At 41.5% G+C, this 24,325-nt stretch carries 21 protein-coding genes; 17 read left to right on the forward strand and 4 right to left on the reverse strand.

The features are described from left to right. Positions 1–54: 54 nt before the first annotated feature. The 17 genes from IE056_RS04355 (at position 55) to argH (ending at position 19,912) form a co-directional block, all read left to right on the forward strand. Complete coding sequence (locus IE056_RS04355) at positions 55–837, forward strand: sensor histidine kinase (protein ID WP_189603468.1); 783 nt, start codon at positions 55–57, stop codon at positions 835–837. Next, the gene (locus tag IE056_RS04360; RefSeq protein WP_189603469.1) at positions 830–1,459 is read left to right on the forward strand and encodes a response regulator transcription factor; all 630 of its coding nucleotides are present in this window, start codon (positions 830–832) and stop codon (positions 1,457–1,459) included. Before IE056_RS04355 ends, IE056_RS04360 begins: the two co-directional genes overlap by 8 nt. A gap of 76 nt (positions 1,460–1,535) precedes the next feature. Continuing rightward, positions 1,536–3,071, forward strand: a complete 1,536-nt coding sequence (locus IE056_RS04365; protein WP_189603470.1) for a bifunctional GNAT family N-acetyltransferase/carbon-nitrogen hydrolase family protein — start codon at positions 1,536–1,538, stop codon at positions 3,069–3,071. A 228-nt stretch (positions 3,072–3,299) separates the two neighbouring features. Further along, positions 3,300–4,973: a dihydroxy-acid dehydratase gene (ilvD, locus tag IE056_RS04370; RefSeq protein WP_189603471.1), complete on the forward strand. Its 1,674-nt coding sequence runs from the start codon at positions 3,300–3,302 to the stop codon at positions 4,971–4,973. Positions 4,974–4,984: 11 nt separating this feature from the next. Next, on the forward strand, positions 4,985–6,718 hold the full coding sequence (ilvB, locus tag IE056_RS04375; RefSeq protein WP_189603472.1) for a biosynthetic-type acetolactate synthase large subunit: 1,734 nt from the start codon (positions 4,985–4,987) through the stop codon (positions 6,716–6,718). Beyond that, a complete protein-coding gene (ilvN, locus tag IE056_RS04380) occupies positions 6,718–7,257 on the forward strand; it encodes an acetolactate synthase small subunit (protein WP_189603473.1) in 540 nt (179 codons plus the stop codon). Before ilvB ends, ilvN begins: the two co-directional genes overlap by 1 nt. Further along, entirely contained in the window at positions 7,254–8,729 is a 1,476-nt protein-coding gene (ilvC, locus tag IE056_RS04385; protein ID WP_189603474.1) for a ketol-acid reductoisomerase, read from the forward strand. Before ilvN ends, ilvC begins: the two co-directional genes overlap by 4 nt. A gap of 1 nt (position 8,730) precedes the next feature. Continuing rightward, positions 8,731–10,005, forward strand: coding sequence for a threonine ammonia-lyase IlvA (gene ilvA / locus IE056_RS04390; RefSeq protein WP_189603475.1), 1,275 nt, complete (start codon positions 8,731–8,733; stop codon positions 10,003–10,005). Between the two features lie 333 nt (positions 10,006–10,338). Beyond that, positions 10,339–10,977: a GNAT family N-acetyltransferase gene (locus IE056_RS04395; protein WP_189603476.1), complete on the forward strand. Its 639-nt coding sequence runs from the start codon at positions 10,339–10,341 to the stop codon at positions 10,975–10,977. Positions 10,978–11,112: 135 nt separating this feature from the next. Continuing rightward, positions 11,113–12,300 (forward strand): argininosuccinate synthase, encoded by a 1,188-nt coding sequence (locus tag IE056_RS04400; protein WP_189603477.1) that lies wholly within the window; start codon positions 11,113–11,115, stop codon positions 12,298–12,300. Continuing rightward, the gene (gene argC / locus IE056_RS04405) at positions 12,297–13,262 is read left to right on the forward strand and encodes an N-acetyl-gamma-glutamyl-phosphate reductase (protein ID WP_189603478.1); all 966 of its coding nucleotides are present in this window, start codon (positions 12,297–12,299) and stop codon (positions 13,260–13,262) included. Before IE056_RS04400 ends, argC begins: the two co-directional genes overlap by 4 nt. Before the next feature lie 64 nt (positions 13,263–13,326). Next, complete coding sequence (gene proC, locus IE056_RS04410) at positions 13,327–14,121, forward strand: pyrroline-5-carboxylate reductase (protein WP_189603479.1); 795 nt, start codon at positions 13,327–13,329, stop codon at positions 14,119–14,121. A 2-nt stretch (positions 14,122–14,123) separates the two neighbouring features. Beyond that, entirely contained in the window at positions 14,124–15,257 is a 1,134-nt protein-coding gene (locus tag IE056_RS04415; RefSeq protein WP_189603480.1) for an aspartate aminotransferase family protein, read from the forward strand. A 144-nt stretch (positions 15,258–15,401) separates the two neighbouring features. Further along, positions 15,402–16,364: an N-acetylornithine carbamoyltransferase gene (locus IE056_RS04420; protein ID WP_189603481.1), complete on the forward strand. Its 963-nt coding sequence runs from the start codon at positions 15,402–15,404 to the stop codon at positions 16,362–16,364. Positions 16,365–16,520: 156 nt separating this feature from the next. Next, on the forward strand, positions 16,521–17,300 hold the full coding sequence (gene argB, locus IE056_RS04425) for an acetylglutamate kinase (protein WP_189603482.1): 780 nt from the start codon (positions 16,521–16,523) through the stop codon (positions 17,298–17,300). After that, on the forward strand, positions 17,300–18,367 hold the full coding sequence (locus IE056_RS04430) for a M20 family metallo-hydrolase (protein WP_189603483.1): 1,068 nt from the start codon (positions 17,300–17,302) through the stop codon (positions 18,365–18,367). Before argB ends, IE056_RS04430 begins: the two co-directional genes overlap by 1 nt. 258 nt (positions 18,368–18,625) lie before the next feature. Then, complete coding sequence (gene argH, locus IE056_RS04435) at positions 18,626–19,912, forward strand: argininosuccinate lyase (protein ID WP_189603484.1); 1,287 nt, start codon at positions 18,626–18,628, stop codon at positions 19,910–19,912. Positions 19,913–20,020: 108 nt separating this feature from the next. Here the strand turns inward: argH and leuB are convergent, their stop codons facing one another. From leuB to IE056_RS04455, 4 genes are read right to left on the reverse strand one after another with little or no spacing between them, the layout of a single operon-like run. Beyond that, entirely contained in the window at positions 20,021–21,136 is a 1,116-nt protein-coding gene (gene leuB, locus IE056_RS04440) for a 3-isopropylmalate dehydrogenase (protein ID WP_189603485.1), read from the reverse strand. Further along, positions 21,133–21,726: a 3-isopropylmalate dehydratase small subunit gene (leuD, locus tag IE056_RS04445; RefSeq protein ID WP_189603486.1), complete on the reverse strand. Its 594-nt coding sequence runs from the start codon at positions 21,724–21,726 to the stop codon at positions 21,133–21,135. Before leuD ends, leuB begins: the two co-directional genes overlap by 4 nt. Next, positions 21,726–23,108: a 3-isopropylmalate dehydratase large subunit gene (leuC, locus tag IE056_RS04450; RefSeq protein WP_189603487.1), complete on the reverse strand. Its 1,383-nt coding sequence runs from the start codon at positions 23,106–23,108 to the stop codon at positions 21,726–21,728. Before leuC ends, leuD begins: the two co-directional genes overlap by 1 nt. After that, a complete protein-coding gene (locus tag IE056_RS04455; protein ID WP_189603488.1) occupies positions 23,108–24,277 on the reverse strand; it encodes a 2-isopropylmalate synthase in 1,170 nt (389 codons plus the stop codon). The genes leuC and IE056_RS04455 overlap by 1 nt, the downstream gene beginning before the upstream one ends. Between the last annotated feature and the right edge of the window lie 48 nt (positions 24,278–24,325).

The following is a 24,325-nucleotide window of genomic DNA, read 5'->3' on the forward strand; positions in this document are numbered from 1 at the left end:
AATGATAGCAGCCAATATTTTTATGTATACTTGCTTTACTTTTGGTTTTATATTATGCTCGCGGAAGAAGAACTTGTCCTCATTATATACTTTGTAGCAGTTATTGTAATGCTCACTGGCGTTGCTATCATTTTCTTTATCACATTTCAAAAAAGGAAAAATAAATTCCTTTTTGAAAAATTTGAAGCAGAAAAGCGTTTCGAAAATGAAATTATTAAGTCGAGGATAGAAATACAAGAACAGACCCTGAAAAACATTAGCTGGGAATTGCACGATAATATTGGACAGTTACTTTCTGTGGCTAACATGCAGCTAAATATGCTCTCCCGTTCGAAAGGGAATGAAACTACAGAGGTAAATGAGATCCGGGAAATCGTCGCTACTTCCCTGCAGGAAGTGAGGTCTCTATCAAAATCCCTGAATAATGAAGTGATAGATTATGTTGGCCTGGAAGAATCTGTAAGAAATGAAATTGTTCGTTTTAACCGCATTAATGTAGTTAAAGCAACATTTAAGTCAGCAGGAGAAGCTTTTGAAGTTTCCCCTAAAGATGCTATCATTCTTTTCAGGATCTTGCAGGAGACGTTCTCAAACATTCTAAAACACGCCAAAGCTCAGAAACTGGAGGTGGGGTTCATTTATAAAGAAGATGTGCTGCAAATACATGTTAGGGAGAACGGGAAGGGCTTTGATCCTGAAAAGGTGCAAAAAAACTCCGGGCTCATAAATATGAAAAGCAGGGCAAAACTTATCAATACAGATTTTAATCTTGATTCTTCTGAAGGTAATGGATCTTTATTAACTTTACTATATCCAAAAAAGCAGTTTGATGAGTGAAAAAATACTTGTTGTAGATGACCATATTCTCTTTTCCCAATCTTTAAAAGGATTAATTAATTCCCTTCAGGATTTTGAAGTCCTGGACGTCCTTAAAAACGGACAGGAACTGGTGACATACTATGAAAGCAACAAGATTAAACCAGATATTGTGCTGCTGGATATCCGCATGCCTGTGATGGACGGCATAGAGACCATGGAATGGTTTAAAGAAAACTTCCCCGATCAAAAAGTGCTCGCTTTAACCATGGAGCATGAAGAGGAGACCATCATAAAAATGCTGAAACTTGGCTGTAGAGGCTATCTTCTTAAAGATATCGATCCCGATGAATTCCGTTATGCCATGGAAACTGTTCTGCAAAGCGGTTATTATTACAGTAATGAAGTGGCAGAGGTTATATTACATTCCGAAGATAAGAGAAAGGATCAATTCACTAAAAGAGAACTGGAATTTCTCCACCTGGTATGTTCCGAAAGGACGTATAAAGAAATTGCGGGGGAAATGAATCTTAGCCCCAAAACCATCGATGGTTACCGGGAGCAGCTGTTTGCAAAACTCAATGCTAAAAGTAGAACCGGGGTAGTGCTTTACGCTATAAAAAATAAAGTAGTAAGCATTTGAATCTTACCAGATTATTAACTGCTGCTGTATTTCCAAAGAACGTGGCAAAGCGATATATTTGCAGAAAAATTGCAGCGTGATAGATTCAGCAAAAATAGAACTACGTTACTTAAGTGTAAAAGATTATAAGGAATTAAAGATCTCAATGATTGAGAGCTACGATTCCATGCCAGGCGAATACTGGAGTGAAGGGGAGATCAAAAACCTGATCAAGAAATTTCCCGAAGGTCAGTTATGTATCGTAATTGATGAGAAAATTGCCGGTTGTGCACTTTCCATCATTGTAGATTATAACAAATTTGACGACAACCATACCTATTTACAGATCATAGGAGGAGAAACGTTCTCCACCCACACTAAAACCGGAGACGTTCTCTACGGAATTGATGTTTTTATCCATCCTGAATACCGCGGAATGCGATTGGGCCGTCGGCTTTATGAAGCCAGAAAAGAGCTTTGTGAGCAGTTAAACCTGAAGGCCATTGTTTTTGGAGGAAGAATTCCCAATTATGGACAATATGCAGAGGAATTAACTCCGAAGAAATACATTGAAAAGGTAAAACTGAAGGAAATTCACGATCCTGTGTTGTCTTTTCAGTTATCCAATGATTTCCACGTAAAAAAAGTAATCAAAGGATATTTGCCTGGCGATCATGAGAGCAAGGAATACGCTACTCTTATGGAATGGAATAACATCTATTACACCAAACCCGACAAAATTTTTACTTCCCAAAAAACGGTAGTTAGGCTTGGGTTGGTGCAATGGCAGATGCGGCTTTTTAAGAATTTTGATGCCCTGGTGGCTCAAATAGAATTCTTTGTGGATGCGGTGAGTGATTATCAGAGTGATTTTATCCTCTTTCCGGAGTTGTTTAATGCGCCCTTAATGGCCGATTATAACCACCTGAATGAAGCTGAAGCTATCCGTTCCCTTGCATCTTATACAGATAGATTGCTCGAAACCTTCAGTGATTTCGCTATTACATATAACATCAACATCATTACCGGAAGTATGCCCCAGATCATTGGAGAGCATATGTACAACGTAGGTTATTTGTGCAGAAGGGACGGTAGTTATGAGCGTTACGAGAAACTTCATATTACTCCGGCCGAAGAATCGGCGTGGGGAATGAAAGGCGGTACCAAGTTAAAAACTATGGATACCGACTGCGGAAAAATCGGGGTATTGATATGTTATGATGTTGAATTTCCGGAGTTGCCACGGCTTCTGGCAGAACAGGAAATGAACATCCTTTTTGTTCCGTTTATGACAGATACTCAAAACGGATATTCAAGGGTGAGGCTCTGTGCGCAGGCCCGTGCAATTGAAAACGAATGTTACGTAGCAATTGCAGGTTCAGTTGGAAATCTTCCGAAGGTAAACAATATGGATATTCAATATGCTCAGAGTGCCGTTTTCACGCCTTCAGATTTCTCTTTTCCGGTGAATGGGATCAAAGCAGAAGCTACTCCAAACACCGAAAGCACCTTACTGGTGGACGTAGACCTTGATCTTCTTAAAGAACTGCATAACTTCGGAAGTGTGCGTAATCTAAAAGACCGCCGCCTTGATTTGTATAAACTAAAACTGAAGGGTAAAGACAACAATTAAGCTCTTCCACCATTACTAAAAATGCGCTGTCTTATTGGATAGCGCATTTTTTTATTTTCCGGTCTTTTGGAGTTTCAGCTGTCGTAAAAATAATTCCTTTAAAAAACTGAAAATCAGGTATGTAGTTTGTTAAAATGAAACTTAGCGATAATTCATCTTAATCATATAGAAAGCCACGGAAATCTTAAGAAAGTAATTTTAAATAAAATTTAGAATGAAAACTTAAGAATGAACAACAAATACAGCCGGATTTTAACTCAGAGTGATTCACAACCTGCGTCCCAAGCAATGCTTCACGCGATAGGTTTAACCAAAGAAGATTTTAAAAAGCCATTTATAGGAATTGCCAGTACAGGTTATGAAGGAAATCCCTGTAACATGCACCTGAATGACCTGGCAAAGCTGGTGAAAGAAGGATGTAACGGAAATGAGCTTGTAGGCCTTATTTTTAATACCATAGGAGTAAGTGACGGGATTTCCATGGGAACCCCGGGTATGCGCTACTCTCTCCCTTCCCGGGATCTTATTGCAGATTCTATGGAAACCGTGATCCATGCGATGTCTTATGACGGGATGGTCACAGTGGTAGGCTGTGACAAAAATATGCCGGGTGCTCTAATGGCTATGCTACGAATTAATCGCCCTTCTATACTGGTTTATGGAGGCACTATTTCTTCCGGATGTCATAAAGATAAAAAGCTGGACGTAGTGTCTGTTTTTGAAGCCTGGGGAGCAAAAGTATCGGGAGATATCAGTAAAGAAGATTATGATGCGGTAATAGAGAAGGCTTGTCCGGGTGCCGGGGCTTGTGGTGGAATGTACACAGCCAATACCATGGCATCGGCTATAGAAGCACTGGGAATGTCACTTCCGTATAATTCATCTAATCCTGCAGTAGGTGAAGAGAAAAGAACCGAAAGTATAGAAGCGGGAAGAGCAATGCGTCTGCTCGTTGAAAACGATATCAAGCCAAGGGATATAGTAACAAAAAAAGCTATTGAGAATGCCATCAGGTTGCTTACTGTTCTTGGTGGTTCTACAAATGCTGTATTGCATTTTCTGGCAATAGCAAAGGCTGCGGAAGTAGATTTCACTCTCACAGATTTTGAGAAATTATGTGACAGCACTCCTTTTCTGGCAGACTTAAAACCGAGTGGGAAATATGCCATGGAAGATGTGCATCGTATTGGAGGGATTCCTGCAGTATTGAAATATATGCTCCAAAACGGAATGCTTCACGGGGACTGCCTTACCGTAACAGGTAAGACTCTGGCAGAAAACCTGGAGGAGGTACCCGATCTGGAAGAAGGTCAGGATGTTTTCAGAACCCTGGACAATCCTATAAAAGCTTCCGGACATATCAGAATCCTCTATGGAAATATCGCTGAAAAAGGTTCAGTAGCCAAAATCACTGGGAAAGAAGGACTTTATTTCACCGGAAAAGCAAAAGTCTTTGACAGTGAGTATGAAGCCAACGCAGGAATTTCTGCAGGGAAAGTGAAAAAGGGAGATGTAGTGGTGATTCGCTATGAAGGGCCGAAAGGAGGCCCGGGAATGCCTGAAATGTTGAAGCCAACAGCGGCGATTATGGGTGCAAAACTTGGGAAAGATGTCGCTTTGATCACGGATGGAAGATTTTCTGGAGGAACGCACGGCTTTGTAGTGGGGCATATTACTCCCGAAGCTCAGGAAGGTGGTTTACTCGCACTCCTTAAGGATGGGGATGAGATTTCCATCAATGCTGAAAAAAATACAATTGAAGCGGCTCTATCCGCTGAAGAAATAGAAAACAGACGAAAAAACTGGAAAGCACCCGAGCCTAAGTTCACAAAGGGAGTGCTTTACAAATATGCAAGAATGGTTTCCTCGGCCTCTGATGGCTGTGTTACCGATGAATTTTAAAATGGTGAATTATGAAAGTAAAGACAGCAAGTTTTGAAGAGATTGCCACACCGGAATCCGCTACAGTAAGTGGTGCAGAAGCGATCATTAAATGTCTATTGAAAGAAGGGGTGGATACCATTTATGGATATCCCGGTGGAGCCATCATGCCGGTCTATGATGAGCTGTATAAATATCAGGACAAGATTCACCATGTGCTCACCAGGCACGAACAGGGAGCTGCTCATGCGGCCCAGGGTTATGCGCGGGTTACGGGGAAAGTGGGGGTTGCAGTGGCAACTTCCGGTCCAGGAGCGACCAATCTAATTACCGGAATTGCAGATGCTCATATCGATTCCACGCCGGTGGTTTTTATTACAGGCCAGGTAGGATCAACCCTGTTGGGAAGTGATGCATTTCAGGAAATAGATGTGGTGGGGATCTCAACTCCTATTACAAAATGGAACTACCAGGTGACAGATGCTTCCGAAATACCTGAAGTTCTCGCCAAGGCTTTCTATATCGCAAGATCGGGAAGACCGGGCCCTGTTTTGATCGATATAACGAAGGATGCTCAATTCGCTCCGTTGGAGTTCAGTTATAAAAAATGTTCGGGTATCAGGAGTTATAAACCCGTTCCTGAAATAAATTTGTTGCAGGTGGAACGTGCGGCTGAGGCCATCAACAATGCTAAAAAACCAATGATTGTCTTCGGGCAGGGTGTTATTCTGGGTAAAGCAGAAGAACTTCTGAAAAAGCTTGTTGAAAAAACGGGAATTCCTGCAGCCTGGACAATTTTAGGCTTGTCAGCACTTCCTACAGGCCATCCGCTGAACGTGGGGATGGTGGGGATGCATGGAAACTACGCTCCCAATATGCTTACCAACGAGTGTGATGTATTAATAGCTATAGGAATGCGTTTCGATGATCGCGTTACAGGAAACCTGGAAACCTATGCGAAACAGGCTAAAGTCATCCATTTTGAAATTGATCCTGCAGAAATAAATAAAAACGTAACCGCAGATATTCCGGTTCTTGGAAATGTCAACCAAACCCTGAACCTGGTAATGGAACTTTTACAGCCAAACGACCATTCTGAATGGCATCAAAAGTTCAAGGAATTATATGCCATTGAATATGATAAACTCATCCAGCATCACCTTACCTCCAAAAATCCGGAATTAACAATGGGCGAAGTTATTGATGAGATCAACACCTGTTCCGATGGAAATGCCATTATAGTTTCAGATGTTGGTCAGCACCAGATGGTAGCCTGTAGATATGCCAAATTTAAAACTTCCAGAAGCAATGTTACTTCCGGTGGACTGGGCACCATGGGATTTGCTCTTCCGGCTGCAATCGGAGCCAAAATGGGAAAACCCGACCGTGATGTAGTGGCTATCATAGGGGACGGAGGATTCCAGATGAATATTCAGGAATTGGGTACTATTTTCCAAACCAAAGTCCCTGTGAAAATTGTAGTATTAAACAACAGTTTCCTGGGAATGGTGCGCCAATGGCAGCAAATGTTCTTTGAAAGAAGGTATGCTTCTACAGAAATGATCAATCCTGATTTTATAGCAATTGCAAAGGGGTATCATATCCAGTCCAGGCATGTGGCAAAACGTTCGCAATTGAAGGATGCGGTGAAGGAAATGATGGAGGCTGAAGGCTCTTATTTCTTAGAAGTGAGTGTAGAGCAGGAAGAAAATGTTTTTCCGATGATCCCTACAGGAGCATCGGTTTCAGAAATAAGATTAGAATAATGGAAAAGAAAAATTATACCGTTTCGATATATACCGAAAATAACCTTGGCCTGCTGAGCAGGATTGCGGCCATTTTCCTGAAAAGACATATAAACATTGAAAGTATTACTGTTTCAAAAAGTGAAGTGAACGATGTAATGCGTTTTATAGTGATCGTTCAGGTCACCGAAGATCAGGTGAGGAAAATAGTGGGCCAGATCGAAAAACAGATCGAGGTGATAAAAGCCTTTTATCATACCGATGAAGAATTGTTCTTCCAGGAAACAGCGCTTTACAAAGTAAGATCTTCAGACTTTATGAAAGATTCGGGGATCCAGCATTTTATTCAGGAAACCAATGCTCGAATTGTGGCAGCTACTCCCGATTTCTTTGTGATCGAAAAAACCGGAAGACGCCAGGAGACAGACCATCTTTATGAAAAACTAAAACCTTATGGATTGATGCAGTTCGTACGCTCGGGAACCATTGCCGTGTCTAAAAATGAAATGCAGATATCAGGAATATTAGAAAAATTTAATACAACAAACTCATTATCATGACCAACTACTTTAACAGCCTTTCACTTCGTGAACAACTCGCCCAACTGGGAACCTGCCGCTTAATGGCAAGTGATGAATTCAAAGATGGAGTGGAGGTATTAAAAGGAAAAAAAATAGTAATTGTGGGGTGCGGCGCCCAGGGGCTTAATCAGGGTCTGAATATGCGCGACAGCGGACTCGATATTTCCTATGCCCTTAGAGAAGGTTCCATTAAGGAGAAACGGGCGTCCTATAAAAATGCTTCTGAAAATAATTTCAAAGTGGGTACTTATGAAGAACTCATTCCTGAAGCAGACCTGGTAATTAACTTAACACCCGATAAACAGCATACTAACGTTATTAATACCATTCTTCCGTTTATCAAGCAGGATGCGGTGCTTTCCTATTCCCACGGATTCAATATTGTGGAAGAGGGAATGCAGATACGCGAAGATATTACAGTGATCATGGTAGCTCCAAAATGCCCCGGATCTGAAGTTCGGGAAGAATACAAACGGGGATTTGGAGTACCTACCCTTATCGCAGTTCATCCTGAAAATGATGCCCTCGGAATCGGCTTTGAATGGGCAAAGGCCTATGCATTTGCTACAGGTGGGCATAAAGCCGGAGTACTGGAATCTTCTTTTGTAGCTGAAGTAAAATCAGACCTTATGGGAGAGCAAACCATCTTATGTGGTGTGTTGCAGACTGGCTCCATCCTGAGTTTTGATAAAATGATTGCTGAAGGTGTAGAACCGGAATATGCAGCAAAGCTAATTCAGTATGGATGGGAAACCATCACCGAAGCCTTGAAGCATGGAGGGATCACCACTATGATGGACAGGTTATCGAACCCTGCAAAGATCAAAGCATATGAGATTTCAGAAGAATTAAAGGTCACGCTACGTCCGCTTTTTAGGAAACACATGGATGATATCATGTCTGGCGAATTTAGTTCCAGGATGATGAAAGATTGGGCAAATGATGACCGGGAACTTCTGGAATGGCGTGCCGCTACAGAGGATACCGCTTTTGAAAAAACAAAAGCTACAGACCAGGAAATTACAGAACAGGAATACTTCGACAATGGAGTATTACTTACAGCCTTTGTAAAATCGGGCGTGGAGCTGGCATTTGAGACGATGGTCGAAGCCGGGATCATAGAAGAATCTGCCTACTACGAATCCCTTCACGAAGCTCCGCTTATTGCAAATACCATTGCAAGAAAGAAGCTGTTCGAAATGAACCGTATTATTTCTGATACAGCAGAATACGGATGCTATCTTTTTGACCATTCCTGTAAACCATTGATAAGAGATTATATCAACAACCTGGAACCGGAAGTAATTGGCCATTCTTACGGAACTGATTATACAGGAGTGGATAATCAGGAGTTAATTGCAGTGAATGATACCATCAGGCAACATCCGGTGGAAAAGGTAGGGGCAACCTTAAGAAAGGCGATGACGGCAATGAAAAAAATACACGATTAACATGAATAGTACACTCACGGATAATAAAACCTACAGGCCGGAAATATCAGCTGTGAAGGAAGCTGCAGAACGTATTTCGAAAGTCTCGGTTATTACCCCGCTGGCTCATTCAGTTACGTACAGCAGGAAGTATGATGCGAACGTTTTACTGAAAAGGGAGGACCTGCAACAGGTCCGTTCCTATAAGATCCGTGGTGCTTATAATAAAATTTCCAGCCTTTCAAAGGAGCAACTGGAGAAGGGTGTGATCTGTGCCAGTGCAGGAAATCATGCCCAGGGAGTAGCTTTTGCCTGCAATGCATTAAAAGCAAAAGGAGTGATTTATATGCCTATTACCACTCCCAGACAAAAAGTGGAACAAACCAGGATGTTTGGGGGAGAATGGGTTGAGGTCGTTCTCGAAGGGGACACCTTTGACGACTCCTTTAAAGAAGCTATAATCCATGGTGAGAAACTTTCCCTGGTTTTTATTCATCCTTTTGATGATGAAAAAGTAATAGAAGGTCAGGCTACTATTGGTATGGAAATTCTGGGGCAGGCAAAAGATCCCATTGATTTTGTGTTTGCCCCCCTCGGGGGGGGAGGTTTACTTGCGGGATTGTCTTCCGTATTTAAGCAACTCTCCCCTAACACCAAAATAATAGGAGTAGAGCCCGATGGTGCGGCTTCAATGACTTGTGCATTACGGGAAGGGAAAGTAGTGGAGCTTTCCCAAATTGAGCGGTTCGTGGACGGTGCAGCCGTGCAGAAGGTTGGATTTCGAAATTTTGCACTTTGTAAGGAAAACCTGGATCAAATGGTTACAGTACCTGAAGGTAAAATTTGTCAGACCATCCTGGATCTTTACAGTCAGGATGCCATTGTAGCAGAACCCGCAGGTGCTATGGCTCTTAGTGCGCTCGATTTTTTTGCTGAAGAGATTCGTGGTAAAAATGTTGTTTGTCTTATAAGTGGCGGAAACAATGATATCACCAGGATGGCAGAAATCAAAGAAAGAGCTTTGCTGTATGCCGGATTAAAACACTACTTTATTGTGCGTTTCCCGCAAAGAGCAGGAGCTTTGAAACAATTTGTCGCAGCTGTTCTCGGCCCTGATGATGATATCACACATTTTGAATATTCCAAAAAGCACCATCGGGAAAATGGTCCCGCAGTAGTTGGAATTGAATTAAAAGATCAGAAGGATTTCAATCCCTTGGTGAAGCGGATGAAAGAGCAAAACTTCTACGGGCAATATTTAAATAATAATTTAGATTTATTTCAATTTTTGGTATGATTTTGTTGGTGTTTAAAAAAATAAAACTACTTTTACTACATGATTATACCGAGTCAAATAATAAGGCCACTGTTCCGCCGCTGTATTTCTATCCGCAGGTAAGGGTACTTCCTACTCGTTTTTTACATTTATTATTTGATTTTTACATTTTGAAAAACCTCAATTATTTTTTAAAACAATTTCTTTTCAGAATTTCTTCTGAAGGTTTTTACATGCCCCGCCGCCATTTCCGCCGCACGTTTGTGCGCGCTTAATTTCATGGAACTTAGGTGAGTCCGGTTCCCCCTTCGAAACAAAACCTTTTTTTAAACTTTTACTCAAAACTTTTAGCATATGAAACTTGTCATTGCTAATGAATCTCATGCTCGATATGCAGAGATTATCTGTGCTACCATTGAAGAATCGGCTAAAGTCCGTGGGACAGGGATTGCCCGTAGGACACCGGAATATATCCTCAAAAAGATGGCAAACGGAAACGCAATAATAGCCCTGGAAGGGGAGAAATTCGCCGGTTTTTGTTATATAGAAGTCTGGAGCCACGAAAAATTTGTAGCAAATTCCGGATTGATCGTGCATCCGGATTTTAGAAATCAGGGGCTGGCCAAGGAAATCAAAAAAGCGATTTTTGACCATTCCCGAAAAAAGTATCCCAATGCAAAGATCTTCGGAATTACCACCGGTTTGGCGGTAATGAAGATCAATTATGAACTGGGGTATCAACCCGTGACCTTTTCTGAACTTACAGATGATGATACCTTCTGGGCAGGTTGCCAGACCTGCAAAAACTTCGATATACTTACCCGTACCGAACGAAAAATGTGCTTGTGTACAGGAATGTTGTATGATCCTGGTAAAAAGGAGAAGAGTCAAAAAGAAACTGAAAAGCAGACTCGGTTTAACGATAAGACTTTTAAAAGACTGAAGAATATCAAGCAGGCACTGTTTTATAAGAAGGAGAAGAGTGAAAACTAATCTTTGACTACCCCGCCCTGCGGTCACCCCTCCTTGAAAAAGGAGGGGAATAAAATAGAACATCCCAAAACCAGTTAGGTATAAGCTCGTGGAAAGGAGGTAAAAAATAAATATACATAGTGTAAACCATAAAAAATGAAAAAAGTAGTAATAGCATACAGTGGAGGTCTTGATACTTCTTATTGTGCTAAATATTTATCTAAAGAAGAGAATTTTGAAGTGCACGCGGTGAGTGTAAACACCGGTGGTTTTTCGGAGGAAGAGATTAATAAGATAGGGGAGAATGCGAGAAAGATCGGAGCGGCTTCCTATAAAAATATCAATGCAGTTTCTTCCTTTTATCAAAAGGTGGTGAAATATCTCATTTTTGGAAATGTATTAAAGAATGATACGTATCCGCTTTCTGTGAGTGCTGAGAGAATTATTCAGGCAATTGAGATTGTGAATTATGCGAAGGAAATCGGAGCAGAGCACATCGCCCACGGGAGTACAGGTGCAGGGAATGATCAGGTGCGCTTTGATATGATCTTTCAGACCCTGGCGCCTGGGATCAACATAATTACACCTATCAGAGATAAAAAACTCACCAGACAGGAGGAGATTGAATATCTTCAGGCCAATGGAGTAGATATGAACTGGGAAAAAGCTAAATATTCGGTGAATAAAGGGCTGTGGGGTACCAGCGTTGGTGGAGCCGAAACACTGACTTCAGGAAAGCCTTTGCCGGAAACTGCATATCCGTCACAACTTCAGCAAAAGGAACTCAAGCAGGTTATATTGACTTTCACGAAAGGAGAATTATCCGCTGTAAACGGAAAAGAGAATGCTCCTGAAAAGAACATTGAGATCCTGGAAGACATGGCTTCGAAATATGCCATTGGTAGGGATATCCACGTTGGTGATACGATCATTGGGATCAAAGGAAGAGTCGGTTTTGAAGCCGCAGCGGCATTAATTACAATCAAAGCTCATCATTTGCTGGAGAAACATACCCTTAGCAAATGGCAGCTTCAGCATAAAGATTATATTGCTAATTGGTATGGAACCCACCTTCACGAGGGGCAATATCTGGATGCGGTAATGCGCGATTTTGAATCATTTTTACAGAGTTCCCAGGAGCAGGTGAGCGGAAATGTTTTTGTCACGCTTCATCCTTACAGGTTTGTTCTCGACGGAATCGAATCCAAAAATGATTTAATGAATTCCGGCTTCGGAAAATACGGGGAAGAGAACAATGCCTGGACCGCAGATGATGCCAAGGGCTTTATCAAGATTTTGTCGAATGCGGGGAAAATTTCCCAGTACGTAAAAAACAACCAATGATCCAGGCAGGAATAATAGGCGGAGCCGGTTACACGGCCGGTGAATTAATCAGGATTCTGTGGAGACATCCCGGCTTGAATCTGAATTTTATCTACAGTACTTCCCAGACAGGAATGCCGGTGACAAAGATCCACCAGGATTTACTGGGGGAGACCAATCTGCAGTTCAGCGGGGAAATAAATTCAGACATAGATGTAGTTTTCCTGTGCCTGGGCCACGGAAATTCAATTAAATTCCTGGAGGAAAATTACTTTTCTGAAACCACTAAAATTGTGGATCTCAGTACCGACTACAGGATGTCAGATGAAGGCCATATGTTCGTTTACGGATTGCCCGAATCTAAAAAAGAGCAGATCAAAAAAGCTAATTTTATAGCAAATCCAGGATGTTTTGCTACGGCGATTACTCTGGCAATTCTACCATTGGCTTCTGAAAAGTTATTAAAGGATGATGTTCATATAAATGCCGTAACCGGGGCCACCGGAGCCGGAACTTCTTTATCTGAAACCACACATTTTACCTGGAGAGATAATAATTTTTCAGCGTACAAGGCTTTTGAACATCAGCATTTAGCTGAGATAAATCAGAGTATGAAGAATCTTCAACCGGAGTTTTCTTCCGCATTGAATTTTATTCCGAATCGGGGAAATTTTTCGAGGGGAATACATTGTACTGCCTACACCAACTTCAGTGGAAGTTTGGAAGAGGCTCAGGAGCTTTATAAAAATTATTATAATGATGCGGCTTTTACTTTCGTCGTTGAAGAAGAGGTGCATTTAAAACAAGTAGTGAATACCAACAAATGTTTGATCAGGCTTCAGAAGTTTGGAGACAAGCTTTTAATTACTTCTGTTTTGGATAACCTTTTAAAAGGGGCTTCGGGACAGGCGGTCCATAACATGAATTTAATGTTTGGATTTGAAGAGGATATGGGACTTAGATTAAAAGCGAACTATTTTTAAACAGACCCCTCAGGTATCAAAGGCCCGTAAAGTCGGAATTAAACCAACCAATAAACGAGTAAAAATGAAAATAGCGATTCTCGGAGCAGGAAACCTCGGACTTTCCATTGCGAAAGGCCTGATCGTGAACAATGCGTTCACCACGCTTTATTTGACGAAGCGAAAACCTGAAGATATTAAGAACTACGAAAAATATCCGAAGGTACACGTAACAGAGGACAATAAGGAAGCCGTGGACCAGTCGGATATTCTTATTTTTGCGGTGCAGCCGACTCAACTGGAAGGAATATTGGAAGAGATCAAAGATCTGTTGACCGAAAAACATGTGATAATTTCAACAGTTACTGGATTCAAAACCGGTAGGATCGAGTCCATTGTGGGGGAAGAGCAATTCATTGTTCGGGCGATGCCGAATACGGCAATTGCCGTTGGTAAATCGATGACCTGCCTTTGCAGTAATGAAAAAGGTCAGAAACGGGTGGCGATTGCATCTGCTATTTTTAATCGGTTGGGAACCAGTATGGTGATTCCGGAAAATAAAATGCAGGCAGCAACAGTGATTTGCGCCAGTGGAATCGCATTCTGGATGCGTTTAATTCGCGCCACAACTCAAAGTGCCGTACAACTGGGATTTGATGCAAAAGACGCCCAGGAACTTTCCATGCAAACCTGCCTCGGTGCAGCCAGTTTGTTGATAGAATCGGGCAAGCATCCGGAAGAGGAGATCGATAAAGTCACGACTCCTATGGGCTGTACGATTGAAGGCCTGAATGAAATGGAACATCACGGGTTGAGTTCTTCTCTTATCCGTGGAATGCAGGCGTCCTTTAAAAAGATCAATAACATTACAGAGAAATAACTATGAATTTATTTGATGTTTATCCGCTTTACGATATCACGCCGGTGAAAGGTGACGGCGTTTTTGTTTATGATGAAGCCGGAAAAAAATACCTGGATTTGTATGGTGGACATGCCGTAATTTCTATCGGTCATTCCCATCCGGAGTATGTAGAAGCTATTATAAATCAGGTTGGGAAGCTGGGGTTTTACTCTAATTCCGTTAAAAATCCGTTGCAGGAGGAACTGGCAGAAAAGCTCGGGAGATTGTCCGGATGTGAAGACTATGCACTTTTTTTATGTAATTCCGGGGCTGAAGCGAATGAAAATGCGTTGAAACTTGCTTCTTTTCACACCGGAAGAAGCCGAATTATCTATTTCGAGAAAGGCTTCCATGGAAGGACTTCCGGGGCAGTTGCAGTGACCGATAATGAATCGATCAAAGCTCCCTTTAATAAGAATCATAAAGTCACAAAACTAGCTTTTGACGATCTTCCTGCCCTGGAAAAGGAACTTCAAAAAGAAGATGTTGCAGCGCTGATTTTTGAAGTGATTCGCGGAGTTGGCGGACTTGAGGAAGCTTCTGCGGAATATTACAAAGCAGCTTCGGAAATGTGCAAAAAATACGGAACCATTCTCATTGCAGATGAAGTACAGTCGGGCTACGGAAGAACAGGGGATTTTTTCGGATTTCAGAAATACGGGATCCATCCTGAAATTATCTCGATAGCCAAAGGAATGGGCAACGGATTCCCAATTGGTGGTATTTTAATAGATGAAGCCATAAAACCGGAGCATGGGATCTTGGGAACCACTTTTGGAGGAAACCATCTGGCTTGTGCCGCAGGAATTGCTGTCCTGGAGGTCATTGAAAAGGAAAACCTGCTCCAAAATGCAGAAAACCAATTTGAATATGTAAAGGAGAAATCCGCCGAAATTCCACAGATTAAAAGGTTGTATGGACGAGGACTGATGATAGGGCTGGAATTCGATTTCGAAATTGCAGCTTTAAGAAAAGAGCTTCTGTTTAACCACAAGGTTTTTACCGGAGCCTCTTCGAACAAAAAACAACTTAGAATATTACCACCGCTCAACATTCAAAAAGAGCATTTGGATACTTTTTTTGAGGCGTTAAAGAGTGCCTTAGAGAAATATTAGTGACAGACCTCACAGATTTCCAAAACGTGTGAGGTCTAGAAAGAGTACAAAGAACGTCATCCTGAACTTTTTTCAGGATCTTTTGGTGGAAAGCTGAAATAAATTCAGCTTGACTTAGAACAATTTTAAGATTAAATAGCACGAATGAAGAACTACACTAATTTATTAGATATAGAAAATTTACAGGAATTAATTGAAGAAGCCCTTCAGCTAAAAAAAGAGAATTCCGCCGCCGATGCAGGAAAAGGAAAAACACTGGGAATGCTGTTTTTCAATCCCAGCCTGCGTACGAGGTTAAGTACCGAAAAAGCAGCGAAATTGCTGGGAATGGAAGTGATGGTGATGAATGCCGATAAAGATGGATGGGCACTGGAATTTGAAGATGGAGCGGTAATGGATTCCAATAAAGCGGAGCATATAAAAGAAGCGGCTGCGGTGCTTTCTCAGTATTGTGATATCATTGCCGTACGTGCTTTCCCAGGATTGGAAGATCGCGAAAAGGACGAAGCTGAACTTGTGCTGAATAGTTTTCAGAAATATGCATCGGTTCCGGTGGTAAACCTGGAGAGTGCCACAGCACATCCGTTGCAAGCATTGACAGACGCCATCACCATTTCAGAATTGAAGAAGGTAAAACGACCAAAAGTTGTACTTACCTGGGCGCCTCATCCGAGGGCGTTGCCGCAATCGGTTCCTAATTCATTTGTGGATGTGATGCAACGAGCTGATGTTGATCTGGTAATCACGAATCCGGAAGGATATGATCTTAATTCTAAAATCACGAAGGATACTCCGGTGATCCACGATCAGGAGGAAGCCTTAAAGGATGCCGATTTTGTGTACGTGAAGAACTGGAGCAGTTATGAAGACTATGGAAAGATCCTAAGCGATGACAGATCCTGGACCTTCAGTCAAGAAAAATTGGCTGTTACAAACAATGCGAAGGTGATGCACTGTTTGCCGGTGAGGAGAAACGTTGTCATTGATGATACAGTTTTGGATTGTGGAAATTCAGTGGTGATCCACCAGGCTAACAACAGGACGTTTGCGGCACAGGCGGTGTTGAGGAGGTTGCTTATTCCCGCAACCACGCAAGTGGCAGAGTGAAACCACTCCCGTCCTTCGGACACCCCTCCTTGAAAAGGAGGGGAGCTATAGGGGGATGTCCAAAAGACATCCTGAAACAAGATTGGGGCAGGATATCGCGTCATAAAATGAGGAATTTAAAAATTTTCGTGTATTCGTTGCAAACCAAGAAATAAAATGAAAGATCAGGTTTTAAAGGTTGTAAAAATAGGAGGGAAGCTTATTGAGGATAAAACTAAGTTTCAAGAATTTCTTAAGGATTTTTCAGCTTTGGGAGGTCCCAAGATATTGGTACATGGCGGCGGAAACTTCGCCACAGAAATGGCGCTCAAACTAGGTTATAAAACCAAAATGGTGGATGGAAGAAGGATCACTGATGCAGATTCGCTGAAAGTAATTATTATGACCTACGGCGGACTTATCAATAAAAATATAGTAGCTAAGCTGCAGGCTTTGGGATCTAACGCGATCGGTTTATGTGGAGCTGACGGACAGAGTATTATTTCTAAAAAGCGAGAAGTGAAGGAAATTGACTATGGTTTTGTGGGGGATATAGAAAGAGTAAATTCAGATTTTATATCTTCATTGCTAAATCAGCAGATTATTCCGGTGTTTTCGGCTATTTCGTGTACAAAGGAAGGGGAATTACTGAATACGAACGGAGATTCAGTGGCATCAGAAATTGCAAGAGCAATGAGCAGTATGTATGAAACCGAATTGTATTATTGTTTTGAGAAAAGCGGAGTTTTAGCCAATGCGGCAGATAATGAGTCGGTTATAGAAACCATAGATAAAAGCAAATATAGGGAATTGCTTGATGAGAAAATTATTACTGACGGAATGCTACCAAAGCTTCATAATTGTTTCCAGGCGCTGGAAAATGGTGTTTCTACAATATTTTTAGGTAACTCGGCACTTCTTCAGAGTAAAACCAAGCATACCAAAATCGTACAATAATGGCAGTAAAAGAACTTCAGGAGCAGGCAAAAGAATTACTGAAAAATTTAATTAGGACACAATCTTTTTCCGGAGAAGAGGATAAAACTGCCGCTCTTCTGGAAAACTGGTTCAGTGTAAAAGGAATTCCGTTTAATAGGAATTTGAATAATGTTTGGGCGGTCAATAAGAATTTCGAGAAATCTAAACCCACACTTCTCCTGAATTCTCATCACGATACGGTTAAACCAAATGCTGCCTATACCCGCGATCCCTTTGATGCGAAAGTCGAGGATGGAAAATTATACGGACTAGGAAGTAACGATGCAGGGGGATGTCTGGTTTCCTTACTGGCTACTTTTACCTACTTTTATGAAGCTGAAGATCTGGATTATAATATCCTTTTTGCAGGTACTGCAGAAGAGGAGATCAACGGAAAGAATGGAATTGCTTCCCTGTTGCCGATTATTCCCCACATTGACGTTGCAATTGTTGGGGAACCTACATTGATGATGCTGGCCATAGCCGAAAAAGGGCTGATTGTTTTTGATGCGGTAGTTAAAGGGACTCCGTCGCATGCGGCACATCCAAATGACAACAATGCCATCTACAAAACAGCAAAAGTGCTCAATTGGTTCGAAAAGTTCAGGTTTGAAGAGACTTCTGAATTTTTGGGAGATGTTAAACTAACGGTGACTCAAATCAATGCCGGAAGTCAGCACAATGTTGTTCCTGCGAAAGTAGATCTGGTTCTGGATGTGCGGGTAAATGATCGTTATTCCAATACCGAAATTGCTGAAATTTTAGCAGAAAAAGCTCCGGTGGATGAAATTAAAGCACGTTCCCTGAGGCTCAATTCTTCCTCTATTCCTGAAAACCATGACCTGGTAAAAGCCGGAGTTTCTTTAGGAATGGATACTTACGGTTCCCCAACTTTATCAGATCAGGCAATGTTGAGTTGCCCCTCTTTAAAGCTGGGGCCGGGTGATTCCACAAGATCCCATTCCGCCGATGAATTTATTTATGTGAAGGAAATAGAAGAGGGGATTGAAAAATACATCAGGTTGCTTGAAAAGGCATTGAAATAATTAAATTTTACGTCATCCTAAGTTATTTCAGAGTCTTGTAGTAGTACATTTAAAAATTACAAGAAGCCGAAACTCTCGGAGTTTGGGGACAGCTTGAGGTTAAAGGAGAATTAGGGGGATTTAAAATATTAAAGTAAAATAGATTACGTCATCCTGAATTTATTTCAGGATCTTATTGTATTGGGTTCTAATCATCAAAAGAAGCTGAAACAGGATCAGCTTGACGTTAAGAGACGATTTTTATACAAACAAGAAATTATGAAACTCTGGGACAAAGGAATATCAATAGATAAAAAGATCGAAAATTTCACCGTTGGAAACGACCGTGAACTGGATATGCATATTGCCAAATATGATATTACAGCTTCTAAAGCACACGCAAAAATGCTGGGGAAGGTAGAAATTTTAACTTCGGAAGAAGTCAAAGATATTGTGAAGGAACTGGAGAAACTTCAGAAGCAATTAGAGCAAGGATCTTTTGTCATAGAAGAGGATTTCGAAGATGTGCATTCCAAGATTGAATATGAACTAACCAAAAGCCTTGGCGATACCGGAAAAAAGATCCATACAGCCCGTTCAAGAAACGATCAGGTTCTGGTGGCAATGCAGCTTTATTTTAAGGAGAACCTGCAGGAAATATATGGAAAAACGGAAAGTTTGATCGATGTGCTTTTAGGGCTGGCGGAAGAACATCAGGAAAAAGTACTACCGGGGTATACTCATTTACAGGTGGCAATGCCATCCTCTTTCGGATTATGGTTTTCGGCCTATGCCGAATTGCTGATCGACGATTTGTACCTGCTGGATGCCGGATTAAAAATTGTGGATCAGAATCCGTTGGGATCTGCTGCGGGTTATGGTTCTTCTTTTCCGATCGACCGTGAATTCACTACCAAAGAACTGGGATTTTCCACGATGAAATATAACGTGGTGGCAGCGCAAATGAGCCGGGGGAAATCTGAAAGAACAGTGACTTCAAATATTGCCTCCCTGGCAAATACCCTATCCCGTTTTGCAATGGACATTTGTTTGTATATGAGTCAGAATTTCCACTTCATCACCTTTCCCGATGAACTTACCACTGGCTCAAGCATAATGCCTCATAAGAAGAATCCGGATGTTTTTGAATTGATCCGAGGGAAATGTAACAAGCTGCAGGCCATAGCCAATGAAATGATCCTGATCACCAACAACCTCCCCAGCGGCTACCACCGGGATTTTCAGTTAATCAAGGAAAACAGTATTTATGCTGTAGAAAATATCAAAGAGATCCTGGATGTGTTTACACATTCCATCGCTTTAATAAGAGTAAAAGAAGTAGATCTTACTGATGAAAAATATAAGTATTTATTTACCGTAGATAGTATTAATGACCTTGTGATGCAGGGAAAATCTTTTAGGGAAGCTTATAAAGAAATAGGAGGGCAGGTGCAGGAAGGAACCTATACACCTGCGGCCTCTAAAAAACATTCTCATACCGGTAGCAAAGATAATCTTGCCCTTGATGAAATCACCCGGAAGAAAAATTCTGCAAAAGATTTTTAAATCCGGGGATTGAATATTTAAATAATATTTCAGTTTTGCACATTAAAAAACCTCTCACGGTGGCTAATACCTTTGGTTACGGAGAGGTTTAAAAAGAAAAAGTGAAGCCTATATAATCGTCATCTGCCCAAGGCTTACATTTTCATTATTTACAATATGGTTGTCGGGATCTGTAATATTTAATTCGATAAATTCACCCACCTTCTTTGTGCTGTACTCACTGTTCTTATTGATATCTGGAGTGCAAACATTAGAATTTATACTTATTTCCACTGCTTTTCTTACAGCTTCTGCTTCTTCAGTCATATTGAAGTGATCCAGCAGCATCGCAGCAGATAAAATGGATGCTATAGGATTAGCAATGCCTTTTCCGGTGGCCTGAGGATAAGATCCGTGGATGGGTTCAAACATGGCATTTTCGTTGCCTACAGAAGCCGAGGCCAGTAGCCCTATACTTCCTCCAATGACGCTGGCTTCATCAGAAAGAATATCCCCAAACATATTTTCTGTTAAGATAACGTCAAACTGAGTTGGATTCAGAATCATTTGCATCGCTGCATTATCTATAAATAGAAAATCCAGTTCCACATCTTTGTATTCTTTCGACAGATTAGTCACCGTTTTTCTCCAAAGCCGGGAGGTTTCCAAAACATTGGCCTTATCAACTAAGGTTAACTTTTTTCTTCTCTTTTGAGCAGCTTTAAAAGCAAGATGTGCAATTCTTTCAATTTCTTCCACAGAGTAGGTGCAAACATCTGTAGCACTTTTTCCGTCTTCAGCAGTGCTCTTTTCACCAAAATAAATACCGCCGGTTAATTCCCGGAAAATTTCTATGTCTGCCCCGGCAATCCGTTCTGGACGTAATGGGGATTGATCCAGAAGTTTCTGATAGGTTTTGACAGGACGGATGTTGGCAAACAACCCTAATTCTTTCCTAAGTCTCAACAAGCCTTGTTCGGGCCTTATCTTTGCTTCCGGATCATTATCATACTTTGGGTCCCCAATGGCACCAAATAAAACAGCATCAGACTTTTTACACAAATCCAGCGTAGCTTCAGGAAGGGGATTTCCCATTAAATCTATGGCTGCGGCCCCAACAATTGCTTCTTCAAATGAGAATTCGTGGTCGAATCTCTCTGCAATGGCCTGTAATACTTTTACAGATTGCTGTGTTATTTCCGGACCTATTCCGTCACCCGGTAAAACTGCTATTTTCATCTTCATAACTGCAATTGTTTTTCTTCATATTTTTTTATAGCATCTAATTTGCTCACCAGGAAATCGATATCATCAAACCCATTGATAAGGCAGGTTTTCTTGTAAAAATCGATGTCAAAATGTTCAGATACTTTTGAGCTTTTTATTTCTATTTTTTGATCTTCCAGGTCTACGTTTATTTCTTCGGAAGGATTTTCGGTAACTGCTGAAAATAATGTTGATAAAAATTCAGGGCTTACTTGTACCGGAAGTAATCCGTTATTCAGTGCATTTCCTTTAAAAATGTCAGCAAAATAGCTGGAAACAACTACTTTAAATCCGTAGGCTTTTAAGGCCCATGCTGCATGTTCCCTGCTGGAACCACATCCGAAGTTATCTCCTGCGACCAAAATGGATCCGCTATACGCAGCATCATTTAAGCTGAAATCTTTAGTGGGATTTCCTTCCTTATCAAATCTCCAGTCCCTGAAAAGGTTCTCTCCAAACCCGGCCCGGTCGGTCGCTTTTAAAAAACGTGCAGGAATGATCTGGTCGGTATCGATATTTTCGATCTCCAAAGGAATTGCAGTATCTGTTAATTTTATAAATTTTTCCATTAATTGAGGCTTTCGGTGTAATTAAACAATTTTCCGGCGATGGCAGTGGCGGCGGCAGTTAACGGACTCGCTAAAATGGTTCTTGAGCCCTGTCCCTGTCTTCCTTCAAAATTCCTGTTACTGGTTGAAACACAATATTCTCCTTCCGGAATTTTATCATCATTCATTGCCAAACAGGCCGAACATCCCGGTTGCCGCAGGACAAATCCTGCTTCCTCAAAGACGGTGTGCAAGCCTTCGGCCTTGATTTGTTCGGCGACCTGCCTTGAGCCGGGAACAATGAGCGCGTTTACATTGTCGGCCTTTCTTTTTCCTTTTATATAGGAAGCGGCCATTCTAAAATCTTCTATTCTGGAATTGGTGCAGCTTCCAATAAAAATGTAATTAATGGGTTTCTCCAGTAGGGATTCTCCGGGTTTGAAGCCCATATATTTCAGGGCTTTAGTATCACTTTTACCGGCTTCCACAGGAATTGCACCTGAGATTTTAATTCCCATTCCGGGATTGGTGCCGTAAGTGATCATAGGTTCTATATCCTCGGCATCAAAAGAAAATTCTTTGTCGAACTCGGCATCTTCATCTGTTTTCAGCGTTTCCCAATAGGATTTCATTTTTTCAAATTGTTCTCCTTTGGGGGCAAATTCGCGTCCTTTTACATACTCAAATGTGGTAGCATCAGGAGCGATCAATCCGCCTCGTGCCCCCATTTCAATACTCATATTACAAACGGTCATTCTGCCTTCCATAGACATTTCCTCAAATACGTTACCTGCGTATTCGCAGAAATATCCGGTTCCGGAATTTGTCCCTAATTTGCTGATGAGATACAGGATGACATCTTTGGGAAGTACCCCTTTGCGGAGCTTTCCGTTGACATTTACCCTTAGTTTTTTAGGTTTTTCAACCAGCACACACTGGCTGGCAAACACCTGTGCCACCTGACTTGTGCCAATTCCGAAGGCAATTGTTCCGAAAGCACCATGAGTGGAGGTGTGGCTGTCTCCGCAAACTATCGTCATTCCCGGCTGGGTAATCCCCAGTTCCGGAGCCATGACGTGCACGATTCCGTTATATGGGTGTCCCAATCCGTAAAGGGTAATATTGTTATCCTCGCAGTTTTGAGACAGCTCCCTTAACTGATTTCGAGATAACAAATCCTTTACCGGAAGGTGTTGATTTTCTGTTGGAGTGTTATGATCTGCAGTGGCCACAATTCTTTCACTGCGGAACACCGGGATATTTCTCTCTTTTAATTCATTAAATGCCTGGGGGCTGGTTACCTCATGGATAAGGTGTTTATCAATGTACAAAATATCCGGGCCGTTAGGGATGGATTCTACAACATGGGAATCCCAGATCTTATCAAATAATGTCTTCTTCATTATGCAATTGCTCTATTTTTTCTTGACAATTCCATGATCTCATGGATGTCATTATCTACGACTTCTTTTCTTACATCGGCGTAGTGTAGAAACTCATTATAGACCGAATCCAACTGAAGTTTTGTTAATTCATAGCCCATTTTTTTAGCCCTGTAGGCCAAAGCAGCACGGCCACTACGAGCGGTTAACACGATAGCTGATTCGGTTACACCAACATCTGCGGGATCTATAATCTCATAAGTTTCTCTGTTCTTGATCACCCCATCCTGGTGAATACCCGAGCTATGTGCAAATGCATTAGCACCTACAATGGCTTTATTTGGCTGTACAAGCATTCCCATTTCTCTGGAGACCATGGTGCTGGTGTCATACAAAAATTTAGGATCTATACCTGTCGTAAGGTTAAGCGTTGGATGCTGTCTAAGGATCATGACAACCTCTTCTAAAGCAGTGTTTCCGGCACGTTCTCCAATTCCGTTGATGGTACACTCAATTTGACGGGCTCCGTTTGAAATTCCGGCGATTGCGTTGGCAGTTGCCATTCCAAGATCGTTATGGCAATGGCAGGAAATACGGACCTTGTGAATTCCGGTAACATTTTCTTTCAGATATTTTATTTTGTTTCCATATTCTTCCGGAAGACAATAACCTGTTGTGTCCGGAATATTCAAAACGGTGGCACCTGCTTTTATCGCTGCCGTACATACTTTTGCCAAAAATTCATTGTCTGTACGACCTGCATCTTCCGCATAAAACTCCACATCTTCCACAAATTTCTTGGCATACGAAACTGCTTCTATAGCCCTATCTATAATTCCTTCTCTTGTGGAATTAAATTTATATTTTATATGGGAATCTGAAGTTCCTATTCCTGTATGTATTCTAGGTTTTCGGGCATATTTGAGCGCTTCTGCCGCAACTTCAATATCTTTTTTTACTGCACGGGTGAGTCCGCAAACCGCAGCATTTTTCACCATTTTAGATATTTCAGTAACCGATTTAAAGTCCCCGGGACTGGAAATGGGAAATCCGGCCTCGATTACGTCCACACCCATTTCATCCAGGCGGGCAGCTATCTTGAGCTTCTGGGAAGTATTCAATTTGCAGCCAGGGACCTGTTCTCCATCTCGTAATGTTGTGTCAAAAATTTCTACCTTTTCTGTGCTCATAAGAGAATTTTTTTGCTTTATCTTTAACTAAAGTATAATTTTCAGTCT

Source organism: Salinimicrobium marinum (genome assembly GCF_014651535.1).
Taxonomy (GTDB): domain Bacteria; phylum Bacteroidota; class Bacteroidia; order Flavobacteriales; family Flavobacteriaceae; genus Salinimicrobium; species Salinimicrobium marinum.

Excerpts from the sequence above, each read along its gene's own strand:
- IE056_RS04400 (WP_189603477.1), top strand. The coding sequence starts at position 11,113 with ATGAAAAAAGTAGTAATAGCATACAGTGGAGGTCTTGATACTTCTTAT.
- ilvN (WP_189603473.1), top strand. The coding sequence starts at position 6,718 with ATGGAAAAGAAAAATTATACCGTTTCGATATATACCGAAAATAACCTT.
- ilvC (WP_189603474.1), top strand. The coding sequence starts at position 7,254 with ATGACCAACTACTTTAACAGCCTTTCACTTCGTGAACAACTCGCCCAA.
- IE056_RS04430 (WP_189603483.1), top strand. The coding sequence starts at position 17,300 with ATGGCAGTAAAAGAACTTCAGGAGCAGGCAAAAGAATTACTGAAAAAT.
- IE056_RS04355 (WP_189603468.1), top strand. The coding sequence starts at position 55 with ATGCTCGCGGAAGAAGAACTTGTCCTCATTATATACTTTGTAGCAGTT.
- argB (WP_189603482.1), top strand. The coding sequence starts at position 16,521 with ATGAAAGATCAGGTTTTAAAGGTTGTAAAAATAGGAGGGAAGCTTATT.
- IE056_RS04360 (WP_189603469.1), top strand. The coding sequence starts at position 830 with ATGAGTGAAAAAATACTTGTTGTAGATGACCATATTCTCTTTTCCCAA.
- argC (WP_189603478.1), top strand. The coding sequence starts at position 12,297 with ATGATCCAGGCAGGAATAATAGGCGGAGCCGGTTACACGGCCGGTGAA.
- argH (WP_189603484.1), top strand. The coding sequence starts at position 18,626 with ATGAAACTCTGGGACAAAGGAATATCAATAGATAAAAAGATCGAAAAT.
- proC (WP_189603479.1), top strand. The coding sequence starts at position 13,327 with ATGAAAATAGCGATTCTCGGAGCAGGAAACCTCGGACTTTCCATTGCG.
- IE056_RS04420 (WP_189603481.1), top strand. The coding sequence starts at position 15,402 with ATGAAGAACTACACTAATTTATTAGATATAGAAAATTTACAGGAATTA.
- IE056_RS04455 (WP_189603488.1), bottom strand. The coding sequence starts at position 24,277 with ATGAGCACAGAAAAGGTAGAAATTTTTGACACAACATTACGAGATGGA.
- leuC (WP_189603487.1), bottom strand. The coding sequence starts at position 23,108 with ATGAAGAAGACATTATTTGATAAGATCTGGGATTCCCATGTTGTAGAA.
- leuB (WP_189603485.1), bottom strand. The coding sequence starts at position 21,136 with ATGAAGATGAAAATAGCAGTTTTACCGGGTGACGGAATAGGTCCGGAA.
- IE056_RS04415 (WP_189603480.1), top strand. The coding sequence starts at position 14,124 with ATGAATTTATTTGATGTTTATCCGCTTTACGATATCACGCCGGTGAAA.
- ilvB (WP_189603472.1), top strand. The coding sequence starts at position 4,985 with ATGAAAGTAAAGACAGCAAGTTTTGAAGAGATTGCCACACCGGAATCC.
- IE056_RS04395 (WP_189603476.1), top strand. The coding sequence starts at position 10,339 with ATGAAACTTGTCATTGCTAATGAATCTCATGCTCGATATGCAGAGATT.
- ilvA (WP_189603475.1), top strand. The coding sequence starts at position 8,731 with ATGAATAGTACACTCACGGATAATAAAACCTACAGGCCGGAAATATCA.
- leuD (WP_189603486.1), bottom strand. The coding sequence starts at position 21,726 with ATGGAAAAATTTATAAAATTAACAGATACTGCAATTCCTTTGGAGATC.
- ilvD (WP_189603471.1), top strand. The coding sequence starts at position 3,300 with ATGAACAACAAATACAGCCGGATTTTAACTCAGAGTGATTCACAACCT.